Here is a 19,322-nt window from a genome sequence, read left to right on the forward strand (position 1 = left end):
GGGCCTCTGGCGCATCACCGCGCCAGAGGCCGCGCGGATTAGTCGAGGGCGACGGCGAAGGCGGCGGGGACGATCCCGGCGTCGAAGGAGCCGGCGAAGTTGCCGCTGCGTTCCTGGATGGAGACCGTGCCGTTGTCGGAGAACGGGTTGTCCGGGTCCAGCCGCGCGAGGTAGAACCGGCCGCCCGCGAAGCCGACGCCCGAGAGGTCACCGCCGGAGACGGGGCTCTCGGCCTCGAACGCGTTGAGCTGCGTATCGAAGCGGAAAATGGCGTCGTCGGCGTTGGGGTTGGACTGGATGACGTAAAGGAAGCCCGCGGCCGCGTCGAAGGCGGCATCCTGGCCCAGCGCGGCGCCGCCGAGCAGCCCGCTGCTGGGGAACCGCGCGACGATCCCGCGAGAGGCCGCGTTGACGGCGAGCACCTGGCCCGGCTCGGTGACCTCGCCGGTGGAGAAGTCCGATGTGCCGTTGCATACGACCCAGATGTCGCCGTCGGCGTCCGCGATGACTTCGTTGGGGCTCGCGCACGTCAACTCGACCGTCTCGGTCACGGCGCTCGTGCTCGTGCTGATCACCGAGAGCGTGGTCCCCGTGCCGAAGCCGGAGTTGGCGACGAACAGCTCGTCGCCAGAGGCCACGATGCCTTCGGGGTTCTCGCCGACCGGGATCGGCGTGCCGGCCGTGCCGCTGGCGAGGTCGATGGGCGTCACGCTCGCGCCGTACAGGTTGGTGACGTACGCCGTACCGCCGACGAACGCGATGCCGCGCGGCGTGCCGACGTCAATCTGCCGTTCGGTCGCGCCCGTGGCGACGTCGATGATGTCCACTCGGCCGCTGCCGGTGGAGAACGAGTCCGAAAAGTTGAGGAGCAGGTACAGCTTCCCGTCGCGGATGGCACCGGCCTGGACGAGGCCGCCGGGGGCCGTGAGGGCGCTGGCCGTCATCGTCTCGGGGTCGTAGACGGTCACGCCGCCAGAGGCGTCGTTGCCGAAGGCGCCCTGGTTGAGGACGTAGACCCCCGCGACGTCGGCGTTGCCTTCGGGGTCGGTGGAGTCGCAGGCGGCGAGGGCCAGGGGCAACGCGAGGAGGAGGGCGAGGCGAGAAAGGCGGGGCATCTAGAGCGTGAGGGTGAGGGAGCCGCGGAGGTGCCGCGGCGGCATGACGTACGTGGGGACGACCTCGTAACGGGCGCCCAGGAGGTTTTCGGCGGCGAGGCCGAGCGCGAGCCGGGACCCCGCGATCTCGCGCCAGAGGCGCACCTGCCCGCGCACGACGGCGTGGGCCGGGAGCGCGAGCGAGCCGCTGTCGGTCGTGGAGCGGCGGCCAACGGCCTGCACGCCGAGGTCGAGGCGGAGCGTGGTGCGGCGCAAGAGGCCGCCTCTGGCGAGGCGCGCGACTTCGAGGCCGCCCCAGGCGCTCGCGGTCCAGCGCGGGACGAGCCGGAGCTGCTGCCCGAACGAGCGGGCGCCAGGCGTGGACCGGTCCCGAGCGTCGGTCAGCGTGCCGACGGCGCCGAGGTCGAGAAGCGCGTCGCGCGAGAACAGCCGCGCCGTGCGAGCAACGCGGCCGCTGGCCTCCAGGCCGATGGCGCGCGTGCGCGTGAGGTTGACCGGGCTCCATACCCCGCCCGCCAGAGGCCGCCACACGATCTGATCGCGCGTGCTCGCGGCAAAAACCGTCAGTTCGGCACCGCTCGTGCCAGAGGCCCACGCGAGGCCGAGGTCACCGGAGGCGGACCGCTCCGGGAGGAGGTCGGGATTGCCGCCGGGGCGCCAGAAGCGGTCGTTGAGCGTCGGCATCCGGAAGGCGGTCCCGGCGCTGGACTTGAGGTGAAAGCCTCTGGCGAGGCGGAGGTTGGCGCCGAGCCGCGGGCTCAGCGCGGTCTGCGTCTCGCCGCCTGCGGGCACGTGGTGGTCCAGGCGGAGGGCGGGGTAGAGCCGCAGCCGGCCGCGAGCGGAAGCCGCCGAGAGCGCGAAGCCGAGCCGGTCGTCGGTCGCGCCAGAGGCCAGGCTGGGATGATCGGCGGTGCCTCTGGCGCCAGAGGCCACGGCGGAAAGCGTCCAGGTGCGGGCATCGAAGTCCGCGCGGAGGTCTCCCGAGGCGACGCGCGTGCGCCCCGTGTCGTCGATGGGCGCCGCGCCTGTGGCCTGCGCCGTACCCAGGTCGAACGGGCTGGCGTAGCGCAAGAGGCCGCTCTGGAACGCCGCCGACGTGCCGAGCGCCAGAGGCCCGCGGCGCGTGCTCGCGGCGACGGCGAGGCGCCCCATCCGGTCCCACTGCCGCGCGCCGACCGAGTCCGTCCCGCCCAGCCCGCGCTCGGCGTCGACTCCCCACGCGGTCACGCTCGCCGCGCCTCTGGCGCCTTCGAGCGAGAGCCGCGCGACGCCCGCCCGCCTCTGGCGGTCCCAGCCTGCGCGGCGGTCCACGCGGCCGTCCAGGCGCGAGGGGTCCACGATGCCGTAGTCGTCGTCGGCGCCCTCGGTCTCGGCGGCGGCCATCGCGCGCCAGCGGCCCACGCGCGTCAGGTGGCTCGCGTGCGCCGTCGCGCCGAGCGTCCGACGCCCCCACGCGCCTGCGCTCGTCGTCAGCGCCAGAGGCGAGCGCGCCTCGGGCGAGCGCAGGCTGACCACGCCGCCGACGGCGCCGGAGCCGTACAGGTGCGCGCCGCCGCCGTGGAGCACCTCGGCACCGCCGAGCAGCGCCGTTGGAAGCAGCGAGAGATCGAGCTGGCCGAGTTGCGGGTCCGCCAGCGGCTGCCCGTCCAGGAGCACGAGCGTTTGCGACGCCGAGGCGCCGCGCACCGTGATCGTCGCGAGGCCCGCCGGGCCGTATCGCCGGACGTGGAGCGGCGCGCGGGCCTCCAGCCACTCGGCGAGGGTCGTGGCGCCGGCCTCTTGCGCGCTCTCGGCGCTGAGGACGGTGGCGCGCGCCGGGGCCTCTGGCGTCGGCAGCGGCACGCGTGCGGCGCTGACGCTGATCGCGGCCAGGCTGTCCTCGCGCACTTCCTGCGCCCGGGCAGGGGACAGGGCGCCGGAGGCGGTCACGCCAGAGGCGAGGAGCAGGAGGAGAGCGGCGAAGCGGTGCATGAAAAAGCCCGCGCCTCAAAAAGAGAAGCACGGGCCAGCACACAGCGCCGCCGGGGCGTCTGCGAATGGGGGCCGCGCCTCGGGTCCCGGAGGCGGTGGAGCGAACGTGGCCGTGGGGCCACTCGTCTCGGGCAGGTCTCCTGGCTCGCGGCCCGTCGCGCACGCCAGAAGCCTCTGGCGCGAGCGGCTCGGCTGGCTCGGCGCGCGTCCTTCCCCCTGTCGGAGTGAACGCGCGCGTCGGCACCGGCCGAGCGGGCCGCCTACAGTTGCGGGGTCAGCGCCGGAATGGACGGCCTCTGGCGCCAGAGGCGCAGAGGGCGGTCGTCACCGGCTTCCCTATTGTCCGCGGCGTGCGCGGACCCGAGGCGGAATGGAAAAGAGCGAGCCGCCAGAGGCGACGGCCCCAAGGTAGGGACGGCTCGCGCCGACGCCACGGGAAGTTGCGGCCTCTGGCGCCAGAGGCTACTCGATGCGCGAGACCTCCAGGCCGTCGAAGTAGAACTGCTGGTCTTCGGACGAGAGGTACAGCGTCGTCATGCCGGACCACGGGGCCTCGACGACCGCGAGAAGGTGGTGCGCGCCGGCCTCGAACGGGTGGAGGCTGTTGAGGCCCGCGCCGCTCAGCTTCAGGGTGCCGCCCCTGCTCCCGCCTCCCACGTCGATCCGGAAGTCCAGGAGGTAGCGCGTCCGGCTCTCTAGTTCCAGCTCCACCTCCAGGCGCGGCGTGTACCGGTCCGTCTTCGGGGGGAAGAGCGCGTAGTTGCCGGTGCTGCTGCCGTTGTCGTAGGTCGTGATGCTGGTCTCGACCACGCTCGCCCCGTGGAAGTTGACGCGCCCGAGGTCGCTGTACGGGCGCTGAGCCGTGAGCTCCAGCTCAGTCAGGACGGCGCGAGGCGAAGGCTCTGAGGCCGTGCCTTCGGTCAGGATGGCGGCCCGCATCGCGTTGTCGAGCCGTGCGGCCGGAGACGTCATCCGGTCGGGAGCACCAAGCGGGACCGTTACCCGCCGGAGCGTGGCCCGTGAGACGGCCGGGAGGTTGTTGACCCGCACCTGCGGCGTGATCTGGACCTGCGGGCGGGACTGGATCTGGACGCGGGGGCGCGTCTGCGGCTTCTGCGCGATGGCCTCTGGCGCGATCACCGCGGCCAGCAGGAAGAGAGAAGCGAGGGGGCGGAGCATCGGCATGGCAACGGGGAGCAGTGGCAGAGCGCGATGGAGAGGGTGAGCCTCCATCTCTACCTACCGGACCCCGCGCCGATGCCCGTCATGCCCCAGCCTCTGGCGCCAGAGGCCTACAGCTCTACGGTCTCGCCTCGGGCGGGCGCCGAGACCTTCCCGCCGACGCCAGCGGCCTCCATCGCGCTCGTGAGCTTGGCCTGCCGCTCCGGGTCGCCGTGGACGAAGAAAGTGCGCTGCAGCCTCTGGCGGTCCAGCTTGCCGATCCAGTCGATCAGGCCTGGCTCGTCGGCGTGGGCGGAAAAGGTGTTCATGACCTCCACCTCCATCTTGCGGCGGTGGACCTGCCCGAAGATCTTGACCTCGTCGCGGCGCTCTACGAGGCGGCGTCCCAGCGTGTGCTCGGCCTGGTAGCCGACGATGAGGACGGTCGAGCGCGGGTCCCCGATGGTGTGGCGGAGATGGTGCAGGATGCGGCCGTGCTCCGCCATGCCGCTGGCGCTGATGACGACGTAGGGCGTCGTCATGTCGTTGAGTTCCTTGGAGCGCGCGGCCTTGCGGACGTACTCCAGGCGCTCCCAGCCGAACGGGTTGGGGTCGCTGCGCAGATACTCCAACAGATCGGCGTCGTAGCACTCGGGGTGCTGACGGAAGATCTCCGTCGCGTTGACGGCCAGCGGGCTGTCCACGAAGACCGGGATGGGCGGCAGCGTGCCCTCGTTTTCCAACTGGTCCAGGTTGTAGACCAACTCCTGCGTACGCCCGACCGCAAACGCCGGGATGACCACGCGCCCGCCTCTGGCGGCGGTGCGCTTGACCACCTCGCCCAGCCTCGCCTTGGCCTGGTCGACGGGCTCGTGCTCTTTGCCGCCGTAGGTGCTCTCCGAGATGAGCCAGTCCACAGGCGGCATCGGCGCGGGGTCGCGGAGGATGGGGCGGCCGGGGTTGCCGAGGTCGCCGGTAAAGCCCAGCCGCTTCTGGCGCCCGTCCTCGGTTACGGTGAGGGTGACCGTCGCCGAGCCCAGGATGTGGCCCGCGTCGCGGAAGACGCACTCCACGCCCGCCAGAGGCTCGAAGGGTGTGTCGTAGTCCAGGCTCACGAAGTGCGCCATCGCGCTCGCGGCATCCTCTTCGGTGTAGAGCGGCTCGACAGGCTCCTGGCCCTTTTTGCGGATCTTGCTGTTGAAAAAGTCGGCGTCCTTTTCCTGGATGTAGCCGCTGTCGCGCAGCATCAGCGCGCACAGGTCGCGCGTGGCGTGGGTGGTGTAGACGCGCCCGCGGAAGCCTTCGCGCCAGAGGCGCGGGATCAGCCCGGCGTGGTCGATGTGCGCGTGCGAGAGGACCACGGCGTCGATCGTGGACGGGTCGGCGGAGAACTCGCGGTTGATGGTCCGGGCCTCAGCGCGGCGGCCCTGGAAGAGGCCGCAGTCCAGCAGGATCTTGCCGCCGGCGACCTCGACGAGGTGCTGCGAGCCGGTGACGGTGTGGGCGGCGCCCCAGAAGGTGAGCTTCATGGCGATGGGGAGAGGTGCGGCGCCAACATAGCCGCGCGCCCGCCACCTCTGGCGCGGCTGCCAGGCCTCTGGCGTTACCGTACGCGCCGGCGCGGTGGCCTCGCGGCGAGGGTGGGCAGGGTCGATATACAGTCGGCCTCCACGCAATCCTGTGGCTTCTGACCCCAGCGGTGTTCCTCTCCCTCTGGAAGGCATGGCAGCCATCGGGGTTTGCAGCTACTCTTTCGTCCATTCCTTTACGACTGAATCGATGCGTCTCCTCGCTACCCTGCTCATTCTCATTGCTCCTCTCGAGGCCATCGCCCAGTGGGAACGGGTCGACACATTCCTCGGCATTGAGCGCGGGTTTCAGGGAGATAGGGTTGGAGCGAGTGATAGCCACGTTTTCTTCTCCGCACGTTCTGACCTAGGGTACGGGTATCGCATCTACCGATCAGCCGATGACGCTGCAACCTGGGAAGTCGCCTTCGAGGGGTTTCGTGACTTCTCAAGAAGCGCTTTCCTAGGCCCTCTGGGTAACCAGGTCGGCGCGCTTTTGATTGCCGACCGGGAAACTGCGCTGCTCGTCTCCAGCGATGATGGGGAGACCTGGACTGAGCCCCTTCCTCGCCTCCCTGCTACAAACATCAGGGATGTGGCTTGGCTCGGCAGCGAGTACGTCATCATAGGCACGGACTCGACATATCTGTCCGCCGACGTACGTACGCGATGGGTGTCGTTTCCGGTCACCGAGCCTCACCTCAGGGTGGCTGTCTATCGTGGTGTGGCATACGCTCTGACAGACGGCGGAACTGTACAGTCGTTGCGGTCGGAGGCGTGGATGGAGACAGGCGCCCCCGCAGCGACAGACCTGTGGGTGTCCGGCGAGAGTCTCTGGATCAAGACCGAGGATGGCGCGCTCTATACATCCCGTGATGGTGCGACTTGGGTCGCTAGGCAAACGGCTCAGCAGATGGCCTGGAACCACGTGGCACTGGCTCCTGGAATGCGTTTGCCTTGGGTCTTGGCAGACACCTCGCGGGCTTCCGAAATCTATCTCACGGACGATGAGGGGCAGTCAGTGGCATCTATCTCGGCCGGCTACCCTCAGGAGGATGGCGCACCATGCCCGTCAACCTTCGCCGTCACGCCCCGAGTCGTCATTGCGTACGTGTCCGGGTGTGAGGGGGCAAGCGAAAGGCACAACGAAGTCCTGCGCTATCCCTTTGAGACTCCGCAGACACTCGCTCTGCTCGACCCCTCGTTTGGTATCAGCGGGAAATCTGTGACGCCAATAGCAAACGCAGGTGCAAGCGTTGTCGCAATATTTCAGCCCTCAGACCCTTCAGGCAGCGTCACCCTTCTCGGCAGCGGGGGTGAGGTGATTCGCATCCTCAACAATGGGGCACGAGACCTTGACTATGGGGCTCCCCGTAGCACACCGCCTGGAGTGTCACGTGCGCGAGACGCAGACATGGATGAGAAAGGCCGGGTTTACGTATATGGTCAGGTGACCGAGCCTGCTACGGGTGCGCTTTATAGTATATGGCGTATCGGATTGGATGGTCGGCTAGACACGGCGTTCGGGAACGGAGGGTACGGCCTCCTCGCCGAGGATTTTTTCCAGTACATCACGACAGATGGTGCACGGTTACCGGACGGGTCGTTCATTCTCAAGGGCTCGCACCGACGCCAAGCCGCGTTTTATAAAGTGACGCCGGAGGGGTTGTTGGATCCATCCTATGGATCCAACGGTATCGTCTTCAATGGCGCTGGAGGGTCCGAGGACCCATTTGCAGTGGATGCTCAGGGACGTGTATTACAGGTTCGGAATCGTTTTGGTAAAGCACCGGACATCATTCGTTACATGGTGTCTGGCGAACGTGATATGACGTTCGGGACAGATGGAGCGGCCACGGTTTCACATCCTGACGGTGTATTCAACGCAACGGAAATCCGCATCGGACCGCAGGGGCGCATCTTCCTGGCTGGCGACGATGGTGAGAGCCAGAGCCAGATAAACGCTGCTCATGTGGCTCGCTTCTTGTCCGATGGGCAGATCGACACATCCTTCGGACAGGGGTTCGGAGTGGCCCGGATCCTCATAGAGGGAGAAGAGATTGGCGCGATCTCGACCGCCGCGGTGACTGACGATGGGGGCGTGTACCTCGTAGGATCACGGTCGCGAGGCCGCTTCTCGGATTTTCTCGCGCTTCGGACCGACAGCGATGGGCTTCACGATATGACCTGGGGCGAAGATGGGCGTGTTCAACTCGATCTCGCATCGTCGCACGACTATGGTGACGTGGTCGACATCGATGCAGATGGAAGAGTGCTGATCGGTGGGAGCATATTTGCTTGGGACCAAGAGAATCTGCGCCGCGAGATAGGTCTGGTTCGATTGCTACCGATGGAGCCTGTCGCAGCCGGCCCCCAACCGCCTGAGTCCTCTGGCGCGCTGACGCTCGCGCCCAACCCGACGCGCGGCCCTGCATCGGTTTGGTTGGAACTCTCAGCGCCAGAGGCCCGGGCTACCGTCGTCGTGTACGACGCGCTCGGCCGCGAGGTCGCATTGCTTCACGACGGGCCTCTCGCAGGCGGAAATCACGCCTTCGAGACGCCCGGTGGGATAGCGGCAGGAGTGTACCTCGTTCGGGCATCCCTAGGGGCGCGGGCTGTAACGCGCGCCTTTACCGTCGTGCGCTAACTGCTGGTGCGCTACCGCACGCGCTGGCGCGGTGGCCTCGCGGCTTCTTCCTCTGCCGAGAACTCCAACGTCGACGCCAGAGGCGCCCCCGTCAGCGCGCGCCGCGCGTCGCGCTCCAGGTCGAACCCCTCGTCGGTCACGATGGCCTCGACGGCTTCGAGCCGCTGGCGGAGGCGGGCGACCTCGGCCTCGGTTTCCCCGAGCGTGGCTTTAAGCGCGTCTGCGCTTTTCCCGCTCGCCTCTCGCTGCGAGCGCGAGAGGTGCTGCAACACCATCACGAAAAACCACCCGACGAAGACGACGGAGAGAATGTTGACGATGATGCTGAGAGCGACGGAATCCATACCTGGACGCTGGGGAGGCAGACCGAATATCGGCTCCGTCCCCGACGGCTTTAGCCTCTGGCGCCAGAGGCCTGGCCCGGCTCTGCTCGCGGGGCCTGGTGCCCCGGGTGCTGGGCATCGCTGCGCCTGCCAAGCCGGGGCGCTAGCGGACCGATATCGCGTCCGCCTTAACTGGGAGGGCCGATCTGCGATACCGAGAGCCACGTCTCCCGGAGCCCCACCACATGAGCATCCACACCTGGCACCTCCTCGGTGTTGCCGTCCCGTACGTCCTCATCGCGACCGCGCTGTGGGGGATCGCCTCTGGCGCCGTCAAAGACGCCGTCGCGGTGGGCTCGCTCCCAGCCCGGTTCACGCTCGGCCGCGCCACCCTCCCAACCGTCCCCGTCGCCTACGTGCTCGGCTTCGCGGCAGTGGCGTTTATCTACGGCTGCGCGCTAGACCGCAACCACATGGGCGCCGCGCTCGGGGCGGACCCTCACGCGATGGCCCCGGGCGCCGACGCGTACCTGTACGGCCTCGCAGCGGCCTCGTGGCTCTCCGCCGTGCTTCTCGTGGTCCCGTACCTCTGGCTCCGGCGCGGCACGCGCGCGCTTCTTTCCGCCCCCGCCGAGCGCGACCAGGCCGAGGCCCGCTACCGCCTGCTCGCCGAGAACCTCACCGACCTGATCTGCCACCACCAACCCGACGGCCGGTACGAGTGGCTCAGCCCCTCGGTAGAGGCCATCCTGGGCTACGCGCCAGAGGCCCTCGTGGGCGAGGACCCCTATGAGCTGTTCCACCCCGACGACTGCGAGCGCATCCGCACCGAAAGCCACGAGCAGATCCTGAACGGTCAGGAGGCCAACACGCTTATCCAGTACCGCATCCGCCACAGCGAGGGCCACTACGTCTGGCTGGAATCGCTGACCGAGACGCTCCGCGACGCCAGCGGCGAGATCGTACGGCTTCAGGTCACCTCGCGCGATGTCACCGAGCGGCAGGCCATCGAAGAGGAGCTGCAGCGGCAGGCGCACCACGACCCGCTCACGGGGCTCGCCAACCGCACGTTGCTAACCCTCCGCCTGGACGCCCTCGTGGCCTCTGGCGAGACGGACTTCGCCGTCCTCTACCTCGACCTTGACCGGTTTAAGGCCGTCAACGACACGCTGGGGCACAGCGTCGGCGATGAGCTTCTGGTCCAGCTCGCGTCGCGGCTGCGCCGAGAGGCTCGGCAGTGCGACACCGTCGCGCGGATCGGCGGCGACGAGTTCGCGCTGTTGCTCACCGAGATCGAGAGCGAGGACGACGCCGTGGCCGCGGCCGCGCGCGTCTCCCACGCGGTCCACGCCCCGTTTGACCTCGGCGGGACGCTGCGCGAGGTCACGCTCTCGGTCGGCATCGTGCTCGGGCGCGAGGACCAGCAGGCCTCTGGCGACGTGCTCCGCGAGGCCGACCTCGCCGCGTACGACGCCAAGAAGAACGGCCGCGCCGGGTGGCGGCTGTTCACGCCCGCGCTGCGCGAGGCCAGCGACCGCCGCCGCCGCCTGGAAGCCGACCTGGAGCGCGCCGCCGAGCGGAACGAGTTGCGCGTGGCCTACCAGCCCATCGTGCGCCTCTCGGACGGCGCGCTGAGTGGCATGGAGGCGCTCGTGCGCTGGCAGCACCCGGAGCTCGGGCTGCTCTACCCCGACGTGTTTATCAGCATCGCTGAGGAGATCGGCCGCATCGGCGAGGTGGACCGGTGGGTGATGCAGGAAGGCCTGCGCCAGTTCGAGCGCTGGGAGGCAGAGATGGGCCGCGAGATCGACCTCACGCTTTCGGTCAACTGCTCGGCCCGGGACCTCCACGAACCGCGCTTCGCCGAGCGCGTCCGGGGGATCGTCGGCGCGGAGCCGCGGCGCGCCGAGCGCCTCACGCTGGAGATCACCGAGAGCCTGCTCGTGGACGACCCGCAGCGCGCCGCCGCCGTGCTCCACGAGCTCCGCCGCGATGGCCTCCGCTTTTCCATGGACGACTTCGGCACGGGCTACTCCTCGCTGAGCGTGATCCACGCCCTGCCGGTGGACACCGTAAAGGTGGACCGGGCGTTCGTGCAGCGCATGCACGAGGACGCGTCCGCGCTCGCGATGGTGAACAACGTCGTCGGCTTCGCGCACACGCTGGGCAAGGACATCGTCGCCGAGGGCATTGAGACGCCTGAGCACCTAGTGGCGCTGCGGGAGATGGGCTGCGAGTACGGCCAGGGCTACCTCTTCGGCAAGCCTCTGGCGCCCGACGTGATGAGCACCCTGGTACGCGCCGATGTCCCCTCGTGGGCGCCGCTCTGGGAGTCCGTCCGGGCGTAGCCCGCTCAGCCTCTGGCGCCGGCTTCCGGGTGCGCGCCAGGGGCCAGGCGGCGCCAGGCGCGCCACGCGTTCGCGAGACCCCCGAGCAAGGCGAGGCCACCAACACCGAGGCGCCAGAGGCTCACGCGGTTGCCTGCGTGTAGTACGGCGGTGCCCGGCCGGGCCGGATCGAACCGGACCTGCACGGCGCGGCCGGCGGCATAGCGCGCGGCCACCTCGCGCGCGCGCGCGGCGCTCCGGTAGCCTCTGGCGGAGCCCGGCGAGATCTGGTCCGAGAGGTACGGCGTGCCGCCCACGGCGTAGCGGTAGCGCACCACGGCGCGGTGCTCCAGGCTCCCGAGCGGCCACAGGCCGAGATGCCTCTGGCGGAGCGGGGCGCGGCGGCCCACGCCCGAGTAGATCACCTCGCCCGGGACTGTAGGCCATGCCGCGAGCTCCTGCGCGCGGAGCACCCTCGCGCCTTCCGTCCACAGCGCGTGCCCGCCCGCAACAGCGAGGAGGGCGCCGAGCGCGAGCGCAGCGAGAGAACGGAGGCGGCGAGGCGGCACGAGGGGGGATGGCGTCACGCTGCCCATGCGTCGCCCCGCCGGGTAACGGACCACACAAAGCCTAGCCCTCTATCCAGATCGTCTTCTGGTTCACAAACGAGCGGATGCCCTGCCGCGCCAGCTCGCGCCCGACGCCAGAGGCGCCGATGCCGCCGAACGGCAGCGCCGGGTGGCTCTTGGTCATCTGGTTGACGAAGACGGCGCCAGAGGCCATCTGCCGCGCCACGCGCTCGCCTCTGGCGCGATCGCCGGTGAAGACGGCGCCGCCGAGTCCAAAGCGCGTCGCGTTCGCGAGCCGGATGGCGTCGGCCTCGTCCTCGGCGACGGTCAGCGAGGCGACGGGGCCGAACAGCTCCTCGCGGAAGGGGAGCATGCGCTCCGTGACGCCTGCCAGAACCGTCGGCGGGTAGTACCAGCCCTCGCCCGATGGGATCTCGCCGCCGGTGAGGACCTCGGCGCCCTCGGCCCGCGCCCGGCTCACCTGGTCTTGCAACCCGTCGCGCAGGTCCTCTCGCGCCAGAGGCCCGAGGTCGGTGGCCTCTTGCGTGGGATCGCCGACGGTCAGCGCCTCCATCGCGGCGACGAAGCGCTCGGTAAACGCGTTGGCGATGTCCCGGTGGAGGATGAACCGTTTGGCCGCGATGCAGCTCTGCCCGTTGTTCTGCGTCCGCGAGGCCACGCCGATCTCGACGGCGCGGTCCAGGTCCGCGTCGTCCAGGACGACGAACGCGTCCGAGCCGCCGAGCTCCAGCACGCACGGCTTGAGCGCTTCGCCCGCGGCCTTGCCGACCGCGCGCCCCGCGCGCTCGCTGCCGGTCAGCGTGACCGCCGCCACGCGCCGGTCGTGGATGATGCCGTCTACCTTTTCGACCGGCACGATGATGTGCTGGAACACGCCTCTCTCGAAGCCGGCGTCGTGGAACAGCTGCGCAAGCGCGTCGCCGCAGCCGAGCACGTTTTCGGCGTGCTTGAGCAGGCCCACGTTGCCGGCCATGACGGCAGGCGCGGCAAACCGCATGGCCTGCCAGTAGGGGAAATTCCACGGCATGATGGCGAGGACCGGCCCCAGCGGCTCGAACGCGACGCCGCTCCACTCGGCCTCGGTCTCGGCGGGCTCGTCGGCCAGAAAAGCGGCGCTGTGTTCGGCGTAGTAGCGGCACACCCACGCGCACTTCTCGGCCTCGGCCTTGGCCTGCGCCAGAGGCTTGCCCATCTCGCGCGTCATCAGCGCCGCGTGCTCGTCGGCGTTTTGCTCCAGCAAATCCGCCACGCGGCGGAGGCCGTCGGCCCGCTCCGCCAGAGGCCTCTGGCGATGGCGCGTCCACGCGTCGTGCGCGGTCTGGAGCGCAGCGTCGAGCGCGGCGTCGGAAAGCGCGGGGTAGGAGCCGAGCGTCTCGCCGCTGGCGGGGTCCGTCGTGGTGAAGGCGTGCATAGAAGTGTGGAAGCGTTCAGAATCGGACCCGAACGGGCGTGTAGGGATCCAGACGCGCTTGCCCTCGGCGCGGCATGTGGGGACATTGAGCCCCCTGGCGAGCCCACACCCTTCCGCCTATTTCGCGTTCGAGACCCTGACTGTGGACGGTACCCCCCGACGAGGCACGCGCCTCTTCCGATCCTGGACCGGCGCTGCCCGCACCGCGCTGACGGGCGCGCTACGCGTGCCCGCCAAACCGCTCCGCCGCGGCCTGGACCGCTTCCGCCAGAGGCCCGGCAGTTCGGTCGGCGAGGTCTCACCGCTGGGCGTCCAGCGCGAGGACGTGGAGCGCTTGGTCGGCGGGCCCATCGGCTCGCTGGACCTCTACGAGCACGCGCTGCGGCACCGCTCCATCTTCCGCGGTCAGCCGACCGACGGGACAGAGAGCAACGAGCGACTGGAATTTTTGGGCGACGCCATCCTCGGCGCCGTCGTCGCCGAGCGGCTCTACCGGCGCTTCCCGGACCACGACGAGGGCTTCCTGACGCGGACGCGCGCGAACCTCGTCAACGGCAAGACGCTCGCCACCTTCGCGACGGCCATCGGCCTCGCGCCGCTGGTGCTCATCTCCGACAACATGGAGGCCTCTGGCGGGCGCACCAACGCCACGATCCTCGCCGACGCCTTCGAGGCCGTCGTCGGCGCGATCTACATCGACAAGGGCTTTACGGCCGCGCGCACGTTCGTGCACGACGTGCTGGACCGGTGCGTGGACCTCAACGCCGCGGCGGAGCAGCGGACCAACTTCAAGAGCCAACTCCTGGAGTTCGTCCAGGCCCGCGCCCTCGGCCAGCCGACCTACGACGTGATCGCGGAGGAGGGCCCGAGCCACGACCGCCAGTTCACCGTCGAAGCCGTCGTGGACGAGGTCCCGCGCGGGCGCGGCACGGCGCGTTCCAAAAAGCAGGCGGAGCAGCACGCCGCCCGCGAGGCGCTGACCACGCTCCGCGCTAGCCTGAACACCTCCGGCGACGGCGCCGCGGGTACCCCGGCCCCCACGCCAGAGGGCGACGCGCCGAGCAAGATGATCGGGCGCCCCGAGGACAACTAGGAGAAGGCTCCCCCAGACTGGGGAGGCTAGGGGAGAGCCCGGGAGCGTTCTTGACGCCTGCCCTCTCCGTCCCCATGCGCACCCTCCTCTTTGCCCTTGCGCTGGCCTCTGGCGCCGCCGCGCAGCCCCTCACGCCCTTTCCCGCTCCTGAGCGCGCCAGCGAGGGGGTGTGCACCCAGCACGAAGCCTTGCGCGTGTGCCGTGCCGAGGCAAACGGCGAGGCCACGATACGCGTCGACCGAGGCGCGCAACGCCTCGCGCGATGGCCCGTCGCCGCAGGTGTTCAGGCCGGCGACTTCGCCGCGTTCGAGGCCGATCTGGACCGCGACGGCGAGCGCGACCTGATCGTCGCCACGCAAGAGGCGGTCTCCAACGGACTCGCGGTCGCCTACTGGCGCGTGGACGTGCTGGCCTCTGGCACGAGCGGCCCCGCCTATTCCTTTACCGTTGAGGACTTCGACGCCAGCGGCCAGTCGTTCGCGCACGACGGCGCGCGGCTCGTGCTCTGGGCGACGGACTGGATCTCGGGGCCAGACCCCCGCGGGCGTCGGCCCGAGGGGATGTACGTCGTCGGGCGCCCGTTCTATCTCGCCTCTGGCGGACTGGTCCCCGCCAGGGGCCTCCCGCTCCGCGCCCGGCGCCTGCTCCACAGCTTCTCGCGCGATGCCGGCGAGGGGCCCGTCGGATGGCTTTCGGACCGCCGCGCGGAAAGCCTGCGCACCGACCTCGCGCTCGCCGGCTGTCGCCAGAGCTCTCGCGAGGTCACCGTCGGCTCCGCCGAAACCCGCGAGGACGAGCAGGGGGAGGCCTACACCGCGCTCTCGCTGGGCGGTGGGGAACTGATCTACACCCGCGGCGCCTACGTCCCTGACGCCGAGGCCATCACGCACCTCGGCGACGCCGCGAGCGGCCGCCTTTTCCCGCCGGACTACGCGCCTCCCGGCCTCCCCGACAGGTTGAAAGGCCCGCGCCGCCTGACCACCTGCGCCTCTGGCGACTGGGTCCAGGCGCGCGTGCTCTGGATGTAACGCGCGCGGCGTGGGGCGCTCGGCCTCTGGCGCCAGAGGCGGGCTCAGTCCTCGCCCGAGGCCACAGCGCGGCGGTGGTCAAACAACAGCGCGGTCTCGATGCGCGCCACCTCGTCGCGGTCCGTGAAGGCCTCTAATGCGAGCTGGCGTAGGTGCTCCGGGTTGCGGACGGCGACGTGGACGAGGAAGTCGCTCTGGCCCGTCGTGTGGAAGACTTGCACCACCTCGGGGAGCGCGAGCGCGTGCGCCTGGAACGCTTCCACGAGCGGGCGCTGGTGGCGCCGCAATGAGACCGACACGAGCGCCTGCAACGGCGTGCCTCTGGCGGCCAAGTCCACCTCCGCGTGGTAGCCCGCGAGGACGCCCTCGCGCTCCAGCCTGCGCGTTCGCTCCAGCGCCGTCGAAGGCGCGACGCCGAGCCGCGCGGCCAACTCCTTGTTGGAGAGCCGCGCATTGTTCTGCAGATGCGCCAGGATCTGGCGGTCGGTTCGGTCGAGGTCTCGCTGAGGCATGGTGGGTCGAATAGACTTCGGGCGGGGTGGAAACAGCCGGACAGGATTCTACCATACGGTACATCCTCCGGATAGACGCATGCAGATCCCTTCCCGCCCCGACCTCGAAACGCGCGCCGTCCACGCTGGCCGCGAGGACCTCCGCACGCTCGGCGTCCACGCCCTCCCGCTGGACCTCTCGTCCACGTACCCGTTTACCGATCTGGACCGCGCCACGGCCAGCCTGGACGCGCTCGTAAGTGGAGACGCGACAGCGGAGAACCCGGTCTACGCCCGCCTCCTCAATCCGACGGTCGCGCGCTTCGAGAACGCGCTCGCGGACCTGGAAGGCGCCGAGGCCGCGGTCGCGTATTCCAGCGGCATGGCGGCGCTGACGGCCGTGCTTCTGGCGGCCAAGATGGAGGGCAAGAACCACGTCGTCGCGACCCGCCCGATCTACGGGACCACGGACCACCTGCTCTCGTGCGACCTGCTCGGCGTCGAGACCACCTGGGTCTCGCCAGAGGCCGTCGGCGACGCCATCCGGCCCGACACGGCGCTCGTGATGACCGAGACGCCGACCAACCCCACGCTCGCCCTCGTGGACATCGAGAGTGTGGTCCGGCAGGCCGCTGGCGTGCCCGTCCTGGTGGACAGCACGTTCGCCACGCCCGTATTGCAGCGGCCTCTGGCGCATGGCGCCGCGATGGTCATGCACAGCGCCACGAAGTACCTCGGCGGCCACGGCGACGTGGTGGCGGGCGTTGTGGCCTGCGGCGAGGCGTGGGCGCGCAAGCTCCGTCAGGTACGCGTGGCGACGGGCGCGCTGCTCCACCCGCTCGGCGGCTACCTCTTGCACCGCGGGCTCCAGACGCTCCCGGTCCGCATCGAGCGCGCGCAGACCACCGCGTCCGATCTCGCACGTCGCTTGAGCGCGCACCCCGACGTGCAGCGCGTCTACTTCCCCGGCCTGGACGGGAACGCGCACCTACTGGGCACGCAGATGGACGGCCCGGGCACGATGGTCGCCTTCGAAGTCGCCGGTCACGAGATGGCCTCTGGCGTGCTCCGCAGCGTCCAGCTCATGACGCCCGCCGTCAGCCTGGGCTCGGTCGATACGCTGATCCAGCACCCGGCCGGGCTCACGCACCGCGTCGTGGGCGAGGCCGGTCGCGCGCAAGGCGGCGTGAGCGAAGGCCTCTTGCGCGTCTCGGTCGGGCTGGAAAGCGCCGACGCGCTGTGGGCCGATCTGGAGGGCGCGCTCGCAAGCGCGGCACGGCTCGCCCCCTCTGGCGCGGTCCTAGCAGAGTAGAAGGAGGGGCGCTGATCGACGCGCCAGAGGCCGTTTGGAACGTCCGCTTGCGGAGCCGCCAGAGGCCTCTTGCGTGATGATAGGGTGAAGCGGCGCCATTGGCGCACGATCTTGCAACGGCGACGTGCGCGCCGCATACAACGGGCACACATTCCCGACTCTCTATGATCGCGTTCGCCGAACTCGCCCCCTTCGCCTCCCGCCGCCCCGACCGTCTCGCTGACGAGGCGTACCGCAAGCTCCTCATCCGCCTCGGCCAATACCCCGACGCCGGTGAACTCGTGGAGGGCTCGGACGCGTGGCGCGAGGTTCGGTGGGCGGACCGGAGCCAGGGCAAGCGCGGCGGCGTCCGCCAGGTGCGCTACTTCGTGGAGTCGCCCGAGCGCATCCTGCTCGGCGACGTGTTCTCCAAGACGGAGAAGCCCGAACTGACCGCCGCTGATTCCGCGTCGTCCTCCAAGGCCGTTCGCGAGGTCGTCTACGACGGCGGCGTGCTCGTGGAAATCCGCGAGGGCGGCAAGACCACGTTCAAGCTCGCCGACGCCCGCGCTGAGGACCCGAGCGACTTCGCCTCGGTCCGCGAGGCGCTGCGCCAGACGCAGGAGGGCATGGCCGAACTGATGGGCGTCAAGCTCGCCACGGTCCGCAACTGGGAGCAGAAGCGCCGCATCCCCCGCGGTCCAGGCGCCCAACTCATCAAGGTGGCCGCTACGCGCCCCGACGCGCTCCTCGCGCTCCGCGGCGACGACTGAGCCCGGCTTCTGGCGCCAGAGGCGGATCCGAAGCACGAAAAACCCCGCCAGAGGCCGAGCCTCTGGCGGGGTTTCTGTGGTGGGAGGGGGGCGTGCTACCGCACGCGCACGCCGTCTGCGATCACGACGTAGCCGCCGGTGGTCCAGCGGGAGAGCATCACGCGGTTCCAGCCTGCGGTGAAGGAGTACGTGCCCAGCGTGTTCCACTTGCCGCCGTTGGCCTGCATGTTCACGTTCTTCGAGCCGACCGTGGAGCCGCTGGCGTTGTACATGATGAACGGCGCCGAAGGGGCCCGGTTGGTCCCGGCCACCCACCACGCGTCGATGGTCTTCGTGCCGGCGGTCGGCATGTAGAACCAGAACGAGGCACCGTCCGAGACGGCGGCGGTCTGCGCCCACCAGTAGCCGGTCTGGTAGTCCGTGCTGTGGCTGGAGGAGCTCCAGTTGGAGGAGACGCTGATGTAGCCCTTGTTGGTGTCGTTGAGGTTGTTGTTGCTGTCGATGATGATCTCGCCGGAGGGCGCCGAGGAGCCGCAGGCGGTGTTGATCCGGTTGAGGTAGTCCGTCCAGGGCCAGTTCGCGCCGGGGTCGGTGCGGTTGTACGGCTGAAGCTGGCCGTGACCCACGAAGTGGTACTGGTCGCGCGGGAGGTTGTAGTCCTCGCTCAGCTCACAGGAGAGCTCGGCCGAGGCCTGGATCATCCCCGTGTTGAACGACGACTGCGAGGCGTACCCGGCGTGCTCGATACCGATGGTGAAGTTGTTCGAGCTCTGTCCGTTCTTGTCGCTCTGCGTGCCGCCGTTGAGCGAGCTGTTGTAGCTCGCGCCGATGTGCCACGCCTTCCGGTTCTCGCGCACCAACTGCGTGATCTCGCTACCGGTCTCGTTGACCACGTAGTGCGCGCTCACGCCCGACTGGGAGTTGGCGAGCCAGCCCCAGCAGCCCGCGTACGAGCCCTCACAGGTGTGCGCGATGACCATGCTCGGGGTCGTGCCCGAGGGGCGCGCGCTGTTGTTGGGCGACGGGCGCCAGATGGCCGGGCCGTAGTCCGTGCTCTTCTGCAGCGAAGCGGCGGACTCCTCCGGCTCGAAGTCCGCGGCGACGGTGCGGGGCGCGATGGTGCCGCGCACGCTGCCGTCGGCGTCCCGAACCGTTACGCCTTCGTTCAGGGCGCGGTACACGGCGCCGTGCACGTACGCCGACTGGGCGGCCTGCAACTCGATCCCGCTGTACGCCGCTGCGACCGGCGCCCACGCGCCGAGGTCGGAGCGGTCGATGCCGAGGTTGTCGGCCTCGCGGCTGAGCCACGCTGCGGCTGCGCGGACGTTGGCCTGCACGTCGCTCTTGGCGGCCTCTTGCGAGACGCCGGCAAGGCGGGCGCCGTCGGCGAGGCGCGCGTCGCGGAGCGCCATCACGCCAGAGGCGGCGGCCATGCCCTCAAACTCCTGGTGGCCGTCCACCATTTCCCAGCGGGTCTCGGCGTAGGCGATGGAGGCGAGAAGGTCTGCCGGCACGCCGAACTCGGCGCCGGCG

General features: G+C 69.8%; 15 protein-coding genes and 1 riboswitch. Of the genes, 6 read left to right on the forward strand and 9 right to left on the reverse strand.

The annotated features are described in order from the left end of the window. Positions 1–38: 38 nt before the first annotated feature. The 4 genes from BSZ36_RS00110 to BSZ36_RS00125 all read right to left on the reverse strand — a co-directional run bounded on the left by BSZ36_RS00110 (position 39) and on the right by BSZ36_RS00125 (position 5,776). Positions 39–1,115 (reverse strand): YncE family protein, encoded by a 1,077-nt coding sequence (locus BSZ36_RS00110; protein WP_094545141.1) that lies wholly within the window; start codon positions 1,113–1,115, stop codon positions 39–41. Then, positions 1,116–3,086 carry a TonB-dependent receptor plug domain-containing protein gene (locus tag BSZ36_RS00115; protein ID WP_094545142.1) on the reverse strand — a complete coding sequence of 657 codons (1,971 nt, stop codon included), beginning with the start codon at positions 3,084–3,086 and terminating at the stop codon, positions 1,116–1,118. Between the two features lie 113 nt (positions 3,087–3,199). Next, a riboswitch (cobalamin riboswitch) is annotated at positions 3,200–3,465 on the reverse strand. An 83-nt stretch (positions 3,466–3,548) separates the two neighbouring features. Beyond that, entirely contained in the window at positions 3,549–4,265 is a 717-nt protein-coding gene (locus tag BSZ36_RS00120; protein ID WP_143536689.1) for a hypothetical protein, read from the reverse strand. 113 nt (positions 4,266–4,378) lie between these two features. Next, a complete protein-coding gene (locus BSZ36_RS00125; protein WP_094545144.1) occupies positions 4,379–5,776 on the reverse strand; it encodes an MBL fold metallo-hydrolase in 1,398 nt (465 codons plus the stop codon). A 250-nt stretch (positions 5,777–6,026) separates the two neighbouring features. On the opposite strand from BSZ36_RS00125, the gene BSZ36_RS00130 reads away from it, so the two are divergent. Next, positions 6,027–8,462, forward strand: a complete 2,436-nt coding sequence (locus BSZ36_RS00130; RefSeq protein WP_179270937.1) for a hypothetical protein — start codon at positions 6,027–6,029, stop codon at positions 8,460–8,462. An 11-nt stretch (positions 8,463–8,473) separates the two neighbouring features. On the opposite strand, the gene BSZ36_RS00135 is transcribed toward BSZ36_RS00130, so the two are convergent. Beyond that, positions 8,474–8,806, reverse strand: coding sequence for a hypothetical protein (locus BSZ36_RS00135; RefSeq protein WP_094545146.1), 333 nt, complete (start codon positions 8,804–8,806; stop codon positions 8,474–8,476). Positions 8,807–9,030: 224 nt separating this feature from the next. On the opposite strand from BSZ36_RS00135, the gene BSZ36_RS00140 reads away from it, so the two are divergent. After that, complete coding sequence (locus BSZ36_RS00140; RefSeq protein ID WP_094545147.1) at positions 9,031–11,133, forward strand: putative bifunctional diguanylate cyclase/phosphodiesterase; 2,103 nt, start codon at positions 9,031–9,033, stop codon at positions 11,131–11,133. A gap of 5 nt (positions 11,134–11,138) precedes the next feature. On the opposite strand, the gene BSZ36_RS00145 is transcribed toward BSZ36_RS00140, so the two are convergent. Together BSZ36_RS00145 and BSZ36_RS00150 are read right to left on the reverse strand one after the other, a co-directional pair. Next, positions 11,139–11,699, reverse strand: coding sequence for a DUF3592 domain-containing protein (locus BSZ36_RS00145; RefSeq protein ID WP_179270938.1), 561 nt, complete (start codon positions 11,697–11,699; stop codon positions 11,139–11,141). Positions 11,700–11,742: 43 nt separating this feature from the next. After that, complete coding sequence (locus tag BSZ36_RS00150; RefSeq protein WP_094545149.1) at positions 11,743–13,113, reverse strand: NAD-dependent succinate-semialdehyde dehydrogenase; 1,371 nt, start codon at positions 13,111–13,113, stop codon at positions 11,743–11,745. 142 nt (positions 13,114–13,255) lie between these two features. Between BSZ36_RS00150 and rnc the strand changes: the two genes are divergently transcribed. Then, positions 13,256–14,206 carry a ribonuclease III gene (gene rnc, locus BSZ36_RS00155; protein WP_218827491.1) on the forward strand — a complete coding sequence of 317 codons (951 nt, stop codon included), beginning with the start codon at positions 13,256–13,258 and terminating at the stop codon, positions 14,204–14,206. 74 nt (positions 14,207–14,280) lie between these two features. Then, a complete protein-coding gene (locus BSZ36_RS00160; protein WP_094545150.1) occupies positions 14,281–15,234 on the forward strand; it encodes a hypothetical protein in 954 nt (317 codons plus the stop codon). A 44-nt stretch (positions 15,235–15,278) separates the two neighbouring features. Here the strand turns inward: BSZ36_RS00160 and BSZ36_RS00165 are convergent, their stop codons facing one another. Continuing rightward, entirely contained in the window at positions 15,279–15,746 is a 468-nt protein-coding gene (locus BSZ36_RS00165) for an Lrp/AsnC family transcriptional regulator (protein ID WP_094545151.1), read from the reverse strand. A gap of 79 nt (positions 15,747–15,825) precedes the next feature. On the opposite strand from BSZ36_RS00165, the gene BSZ36_RS00170 reads away from it, so the two are divergent. Together BSZ36_RS00170 and BSZ36_RS00175 are read left to right on the forward strand one after the other, a co-directional pair. Then, entirely contained in the window at positions 15,826–17,037 is a 1,212-nt protein-coding gene (locus tag BSZ36_RS00170; protein ID WP_094545152.1) for a trans-sulfuration enzyme family protein, read from the forward strand. A gap of 164 nt (positions 17,038–17,201) precedes the next feature. Further along, on the forward strand, positions 17,202–17,789 hold the full coding sequence (locus BSZ36_RS00175) for a helix-turn-helix domain-containing protein (protein ID WP_094545153.1): 588 nt from the start codon (positions 17,202–17,204) through the stop codon (positions 17,787–17,789). 95 nt (positions 17,790–17,884) lie between these two features. On the opposite strand, the gene BSZ36_RS19145 is transcribed toward BSZ36_RS00175, so the two are convergent. Further along, the coding region (locus BSZ36_RS19145) for an N-acetylmuramoyl-L-alanine amidase (protein ID WP_094545154.1) at positions 17,885–19,322 on the reverse strand (1,438 nt) is incomplete at its 5' end.

Source organism: Rubricoccus marinus (genome assembly GCF_002257665.1).
Lineage (GTDB): Bacteria > Bacteroidota > Rhodothermia > Rhodothermales > Rubricoccaceae > Rubricoccus > Rubricoccus marinus.

Coding starts and splice junctions, on each gene's coding strand:
- BSZ36_RS00110 (WP_094545141.1), bottom strand. CDS start 1,115: ATGCCCCGCCTTTCTCGCCTCGCCCTCCTCCTCGCGTTGCCCCTGGCC.
- BSZ36_RS00115 (WP_094545142.1), bottom strand. CDS start 3,086: ATGCACCGCTTCGCCGCTCTCCTCCTGCTCCTCGCCTCTGGCGTGACC.
- BSZ36_RS00120 (WP_143536689.1), bottom strand. CDS start 4,265: ATGCTCCGCCCCCTCGCTTCTCTCTTCCTGCTGGCCGCGGTGATCGCG.
- BSZ36_RS00125 (WP_094545144.1), bottom strand. CDS start 5,776: ATGAAGCTCACCTTCTGGGGCGCCGCCCACACCGTCACCGGCTCGCAG.
- BSZ36_RS00130 (WP_179270937.1), top strand. CDS start 6,027: ATGCGTCTCCTCGCTACCCTGCTCATTCTCATTGCTCCTCTCGAGGCC.
- BSZ36_RS00135 (WP_094545146.1), bottom strand. CDS start 8,806: ATGGATTCCGTCGCTCTCAGCATCATCGTCAACATTCTCTCCGTCGTC.
- BSZ36_RS00140 (WP_094545147.1), top strand. CDS start 9,031: ATGAGCATCCACACCTGGCACCTCCTCGGTGTTGCCGTCCCGTACGTC.
- BSZ36_RS00150 (WP_094545149.1), bottom strand. CDS start 13,113: ATGCACGCCTTCACCACGACGGACCCCGCCAGCGGCGAGACGCTCGGC.
- BSZ36_RS00160 (WP_094545150.1), top strand. CDS start 14,281: ATGCGCACCCTCCTCTTTGCCCTTGCGCTGGCCTCTGGCGCCGCCGCG.
- BSZ36_RS00165 (WP_094545151.1), bottom strand. CDS start 15,746: ATGCCTCAGCGAGACCTCGACCGAACCGACCGCCAGATCCTGGCGCAT.
- BSZ36_RS00170 (WP_094545152.1), top strand. CDS start 15,826: ATGCAGATCCCTTCCCGCCCCGACCTCGAAACGCGCGCCGTCCACGCT.
- BSZ36_RS00175 (WP_094545153.1), top strand. CDS start 17,202: ATGATCGCGTTCGCCGAACTCGCCCCCTTCGCCTCCCGCCGCCCCGAC.